The following is a 5759-nucleotide window of genomic DNA, read 5'->3' as shown; positions in this document are numbered from 1 at the left end:
CTCAGCTCGACATGTCCGCCATCGTTCGGCAGCTCGCCGCGCATTTCTTGCAGGTGGCCGAGCAACGCGCGATCCGCTGGTCCGCGCTATGGCGTCCGCATTCCTCGGCGCAGCGCTCGCAAGCGTCGGCGCAGGCGCGGCAGACGATGCGGTGCAGGGCAGATTCCCGCAGCATCGAGTTGGCGGTCGCCTGGCACAGTTCCGCACAGTCGTTCAGCATGGCGATCAGCGACGCCGTAGCTGACGCGCCGCCTTGCTTCGTCAGCCAAGCGGCGGTTTCCAGGCACATGCGGTGCGAAGCCACGCAATCGTCGATGCAGTCCGTCATCGACATCGCCATCCCTTCCATTCGATGCTGCTGCGCCGCCGCCGGCGCAGCCAGCGTTCCGGCGGCGGCAAGGCCGGCGCCCGCCATCAGCAATTCGCGTCTCTCGATCATGATGCGCCTTCCATCTGCTATCGCTTGAGCGCTGTGCCGCATCCGGCGGCCTCAGCCGTAGCCGGCGACCCATCCGACGCCGCACGCGCCTTCTCCCGCGCCATCCGGGTTTCCTCCCAGGGCCAGTGGCCGTTGATCTCGACCCCGAGCGAGATGCTCAGGAAGGTCCGCACCAGCACAAGCCCGGCCAGCACGATGAGATCGTCGAGCGTCGGGTTGATCACCAGCGACTTGACGATGTCGCCGGCGACCAGAAATTCCAGGCCGAGCAGGATGCTGCGGCCGAGCGCCGATCGGAACGCGCTATAGGCCTCGGTTCGGTCGCCCGCCCTCGCCCGCCGCGCAAACAGAAAGGTTGCGAGCCCCGCGCCGACCAGGATGGTCAGCGTGCCCGCCAGTTCCAGGCCGATCACCGCGAGCCGGAAGAAGGCGCTCAGCCAGTCGGCCTCAATGGTGATCATACCAGCCTCGCTTGCGGATATTGTTGAAGCTGTCGGTAGCGTGACAGGCATAGCATTGGTCGACGCGCGCCTTCGACCCGGCTGCGCGCTGCGAGACCATGCTGAAATGCTCCATGAAGTGACTGGGCGGCGCCTTGTGGCACTCGGCGCACTGCGTCGAATTGACCGATGGATGGCGGTAATTGGCGATCTTCCAGCTGTCGGTCTTGTGACAGCTCGCGCAGTCGGTGCCGAACAGGCCCTGGTGCGGATCGCGGAACGCATGGCAGCTCGCGCAATTGAGCGCGGTCTCGGGGGTCAGGCTTCGAGTGTTTGTCGACATGCCCGCCAAAGGCTGCCGCCACTTTGCCATGTCGAGCAAGGCGGCGTGATCCATGCGGATGATGCCGCGCTCTCCCTCATGTTCGACGTGGCAGGAGGTGCACTGCGTCGCTTTCGCGTGGAACTGCGTCGACTGCTTCGTCCCGAAATCCGTGCCCGCATGGCAGGTGAGACAGGTCCGGGTTTCGACGCCCTTGCCCGGCGTGTGGCAGGCCGTGCATTGGCCGGCGAAGGACTGGTGGGCGCTCGAGAGCGGGCCGGGCGCTACGAGCTGCGCCACCAGGCCGGCATCCCTCGGCGCGTCCGATCGCATCCGGATCGCGACCGCGGCGACCATCACCAGCAGGGCTGCGATGAAGACGGCATAGGAAAGACGCTGCCAGCTCATAGCCAGCGCAGCCCGTAATAGATCGCCGCGCCGACGTGGAGCGCGAGCAGCGCGAAGATGAGACAGCCCAGCAGGATGTGCAGGAACCGCCATCGCGCGAACAGGGTGTTGGTCGCCTCTTCGGCGCGGATCGCGAATTCGGTATCGGCCAGCGCCGCGGCGATCCCCGCCCTGTTCTGGGGGTGCTGGCCCGCGGGCGCATCCCCGGCGACGAACAGATAGCGCCTCCAGCCCGACAGCGGCGCGGCTGCGGTATCGGCCTGCGCCGGCGCCGCCGGCTCCTCAAGGAAGGCGGCGCGAAGCGAGGCCAGTTCCGACCTGCGTCCGCGCAGCGCCCGACCAAGCTGGGCAAGCAGGTAGCGGCCGATGAAGCCGGTGATGACCGTCATCAGCAGGAGGACGGTCAGAAGCAGGCCGACCGGGCTTTCGAGCTTGTGCGCGGCGTGGACCAGACCCAGGATCGGCGCCAGCACGCCGGCATAGATGTGGATGGCGAGCAGGGTTGGCTTGCTGACGACCCGGGAGAGCGCCTTGTCGACCCAGGCGATGTGCTTGGCCGCGACATAAGGAAGCGTCAGCAGCATCAGCACGAGCGCTGCGATCCCGATGATCCCGCCGGCCAGGCTACCCGGAAAGCGGGGCGACACATGCACGAGATAGCCGAACGGGAACAGCAGCAGGAACGCGACCAGCAGGCCCACGGCAATGTCGCTGCGTTCGCGCATCAGGCTTCGACCACGAGCGGCGTGCCCGTCCCCTTCGCCTGGCACGCGAGCACATAGCCTTGCGCCTTGTCGGCGGGCGCAAGGCCGGATTCGACCTCCATCGTCACTTCGCCCTGCAGCAGCTTGACCACGCAGGCGCCGCATGTGCCCGCACGGCATGCATAGGGGATCTCGACGCCCGCGCCCTCGGCCGCCTCCAGCACGGTCTCGTCCGCGGGCAAGGCCGCCGACACCCCCGACACGGAGAAGGTCACCGTGCTCGGCGCCACCTCGGCGCTCGGGGCCGGCTTATCCGCTGGCGGGGGCGCGGGCTTGACCTCGAGATCCTCGTGGTCGGCCGGCAGCGAGGCCGGACCGAACGCCTCGGTGTGCAGCTGCGCTTCGGGGACGCCGAGTTCCGCCAGCACGCCGCGCATCGCGCCCATCATCGCCGGCGGGCCGCACATATGGATGCGCCGGCTCGCGATCTCCGGCACCGCGGCCAGGATCATCTCGCGCGTGATCGGCCCTTCGGGGCCCATCCAGACGGTGCCGGGCGCGCGCTGCATCGCGGCGACGACATGGAGGTTGGGAAAACGGCGTTCGAGCCGTTCGAGCTCGTCGCGGAACACGAATTCCTCGGTCGACCGTGCGCCGTAGAAGAAGAAGATATCACCCTTCCACGCGGTGTCGGTGAGATAGCGCAGCACCGACATCATCGGGGTGATGCCGACCCCGCCCGCGATCAGCACGATGCTCTGGGCATCCGTTCCCGTGAAGGTGAAGGCGCCGAACGGTCCGCTGACCTTCAGCAGATCGTCGGCGACGACCTTGTCGTGCAGGTATCGCGAGACCACGCCCTGCTCCTCGCGCTTGACCGTCAGTTCGACATAGGCCCGCTGGGTCGGCGAAGAGGCGATCGTGTAGGAACGGCGCGCGGTCTTGCCCGCTTCGGGCTCTACCTCGACCTGCAGGAACTGGCCCGGCAGGAAGTCGAACGGCAGCCGGTCGGCGGTCGGGTCCGCGAGCCGGAAGGTCAGCACGCTCGGCGTCTCTCGCACGATCTGGACCACGCGCAGCTGCCCCGCCCAGCTTTTGGGCTTGCGCAGCGACGCCCCAGCGGGTGCGGCCGCATTGCTCGGCGCGAGCCCGGCGCTGTCGGCAACGGGTGCAGGCGCGGGCGCAACCCTGGTAGCGGGAGGGGCAGCCTTCGGCTCCGGCTTTGCTGGAACCTTGGCGGTGGCGACACCGCCGGCGATCGCCCCGATCCGCCGCAGGCGGAAGATCTGCAGCGCGATAAGCGTGGCGCTCACCAGCCCCAGGAACAGCATGAGAAGGAGGTGCGAGGGCGAGATGCCGAACCAGTGATCGGCATGGCCGGGCGCGGCCTGGTCGATGTCGAGCTGATCGCGCAGCCAGGCAAGCCCGACCTCCCGGGGCGGCTGCAAGCCCCCGATCGCGCCCTGCGCGGCGGTGCCGGAGCGGAACAGGTCGGTTCCCTCGCGCAGGCGCCGCGCCGCATCGAGCCGGGCCGAGACCGTGGTCGCACGCGCGCCGTCGGCCGAGGCGGCGTTGATCATCGCCAGACCCGTGCTTACCCGTTCGCCGGCCTGCGCAGCGACCCGCTGCCTTGCCGCTTCGTCAAGCGCGGGAAAGGCGAGCAGCTGCGAGATGAAGCCGGTCCGGCGCGATTCGTGGCCGTGCTCATTCTCCCCTTCCCCATTGATCATGCGATCCATCATGGGGTTCATCATCTTCGCCATGTCCGACGACCCCGGCTCTGCCGGTGCGGACATGCCCCCGCCGGCCGGCATGCCTGCGCCATGATGCGCGGCATGATCCTCGCCCTCCTGCGCGCCCGCGCTCGCGCTCGCGGACAGGCTGAGAGCGATTGCGCAGCCGAGGCTCAAGCGTCGAAGGCTGATCCGCCTGGACATCCTCATCCCCTTAGTGTGCGAGCCTACATATCCTTCATCGGCATCGCCGCATTGCCCGGCGCGGGATCGGGTGCCGGCGCGGTCTGGTTGCCGGCCCCGGCGCGCATCGCGTCATGGTCCATCGCCTGACGGTGATGCCGCTCCATCTCGGCCTGGTTGCTCATCGCGTCCATCGGCGCCGCGTCTGCAGCGTTGCCGCTGTCGGTCAGGACCGGGGTGGCGGCGACGCTGTTCGCCGCGGGCGGCACCGTCTGGTCGGCCTGGCGGTCGCAGCCCGAAAGCGCGAGCGCCAGCAACAGGCTTCCGCCGACAAGCGGAAGGGCTTTTTTCGCATGGTTGATCATAGCTTGCTCCTTGGCTTGAAAACTGTGTCCGGGCGCCAGGGATGGCGCCCGGACCCGATCATTGCGCGTTGCGCAGGATCTGAAGGCACCGGTCGTGCGAGAGGTTCATCGGGTTGCGCCCCTGCCCCTTCATCTCGCCATGATCATGCGGCGTCTGGAGACCCATATTGCCCTCCATCGCCCGGCAACTCTCGACCTGCGCCGAGGTCGGCCGCGTGGTCACACAGGCGCCCAGAAGCAGCGCCGGCGTGAGGACGGCGATCAAACGCATTTTCGTCATGACAAAACCCCTTTCGCTAGTGATGATCGTTCGTCCTGCGCTGCCTGAAGTTTCTTGTTATGCTGCTGGTCTTTCCGCCGCGCCGTCAGGAAGGCGAGGATCGGGCAATCGGAGACGGGTACTTCACCCGGGCATTCATCGGCGAGCATCCGCAGCATGTCGCGGATATCGGACAGGCGCTCGAGCCGGGCTTCGGCATCCGCGATCTTGGCGAGCGTGATATCGAGCACGGCCTGGGCATGCGCGGTGTCCGACGCCCTGAGCGCCAGCAACTTCCGGGCCTGTTCGAGTGTGAAACCAAGCTCCTGCGCCGAGCGGATGAAATTGACGCGCTCGAGGTCGGTCGCGTCGTAGAGCCTGTAGCCCGCTGCCGTGCGCGCGGGCTCGCGCAGCAAGCCCATCCGCTCATAATAGCGGATCGTATCGCGGCCCACGCCTGCCGCGGCGGCCAGTTCGCCGATCTTGAAATTGCCCATGTCATCCGCTCGATCATGCCGGTAGGACCATGGTCCAGGGTCAAGCGGTTTCGCCTCGATCCCGAACGGTCCGTTGCCGCCGGCAACCCGCTGCCCCGATGCCTCGCATCAGGGCAGCGTGTGCCGCCGGGCCACCGGCGCGTCAGTTCTTGCGAAGCTCGACGATGTCGTGCTTGGCAGGCGTACCGTCGGCGACGGACACATGCGCGAAGTGATCATCGAAGATATGATCGATCGTCACATGGCCGACGAGCTGGCGGTGATAGGTCGGCGCCACGCCCTTGGGCGGACCCGGATGGGTCACGACGCGATAGACCTCGAGCTTCTGGCCGACCTCGGCGCCATCGGCCTTGCCGATGCAGACGACCGTGCCGTTGCTGCCCGTGTCGACGATCGAGCCGCGCATGAA

General features: G+C 67.7%; 9 protein-coding genes. All 9 read right to left on the bottom strand.

The features are described from left to right. Position 1 precedes the first annotated feature (1 nt). Positions 2 to 442, bottom strand: a complete 441-nt coding sequence (locus tag AX703_RS14600) for a four-helix bundle copper-binding protein (RefSeq protein ID WP_025549148.1) — start codon at positions 440 to 442, stop codon at positions 2 to 4. A 14-nt stretch (positions 443 to 456) separates the two neighbouring features. Further along, positions 457 to 900 carry a DUF1622 domain-containing protein gene (locus tag AX703_RS14595; protein ID WP_004212663.1) on the bottom strand — a complete coding sequence of 148 codons (444 nt, stop codon included), beginning with the start codon at positions 898 to 900 and terminating at the stop codon, positions 457 to 459. Continuing rightward, positions 887 to 1609, bottom strand: a complete 723-nt coding sequence (locus tag AX703_RS14590) for a hypothetical protein (protein ID WP_004212662.1) — start codon at positions 1607 to 1609, stop codon at positions 887 to 889. The genes AX703_RS14595 and AX703_RS14590 overlap by 14 nt, the downstream gene beginning before the upstream one ends. Beyond that, a complete protein-coding gene (locus AX703_RS14585; RefSeq protein WP_062345071.1) occupies positions 1606 to 2334 on the bottom strand; it encodes a hypothetical protein in 729 nt (242 codons plus the stop codon). Before AX703_RS14585 ends, AX703_RS14590 begins: the two co-directional genes overlap by 4 nt. Next, positions 2334 to 4250, bottom strand: a complete 1917-nt coding sequence (locus tag AX703_RS14580) for a 2Fe-2S iron-sulfur cluster-binding protein (protein WP_062345069.1) — start codon at positions 4248 to 4250, stop codon at positions 2334 to 2336. The genes AX703_RS14585 and AX703_RS14580 overlap by 1 nt, the downstream gene beginning before the upstream one ends. 23 nt (positions 4251 to 4273) lie before the next feature. Next, entirely contained in the window at positions 4274 to 4594 is a 321-nt protein-coding gene (locus AX703_RS14575) for a hypothetical protein (protein ID WP_062345067.1), read from the bottom strand. A gap of 58 nt (positions 4595 to 4652) precedes the next feature. Then, positions 4653 to 4865, bottom strand: coding sequence for a hypothetical protein (locus tag AX703_RS14570; protein ID WP_231735553.1), 213 nt, complete (start codon positions 4863 to 4865; stop codon positions 4653 to 4655). Positions 4866 to 4870: 5 nt separating this feature from the next. Continuing rightward, positions 4871 to 5350: a heavy metal-responsive transcriptional regulator gene (locus AX703_RS14565; protein WP_062345064.1), complete on the bottom strand. Its 480-nt coding sequence runs from the start codon at positions 5348 to 5350 to the stop codon at positions 4871 to 4873. Positions 5351 to 5492: 142 nt separating this feature from the next. Beyond that, on the bottom strand, positions 5493 to 5759 hold a 267-nt coding region (locus tag AX703_RS14560; protein WP_062345063.1), incomplete at its 5' end, for a hypothetical protein.

Origin of the sequence: Novosphingobium sp. CCH12-A3 (assembly GCF_001556015.1) — a bacterium.
GTDB lineage: Bacteria > Pseudomonadota > Alphaproteobacteria > Sphingomonadales > Sphingomonadaceae > Novosphingobium > Novosphingobium subterraneum.
Note: the sequence above shows the minus strand (reverse complement) of the source record. Positions and strands in the feature narration are given on the sequence as shown.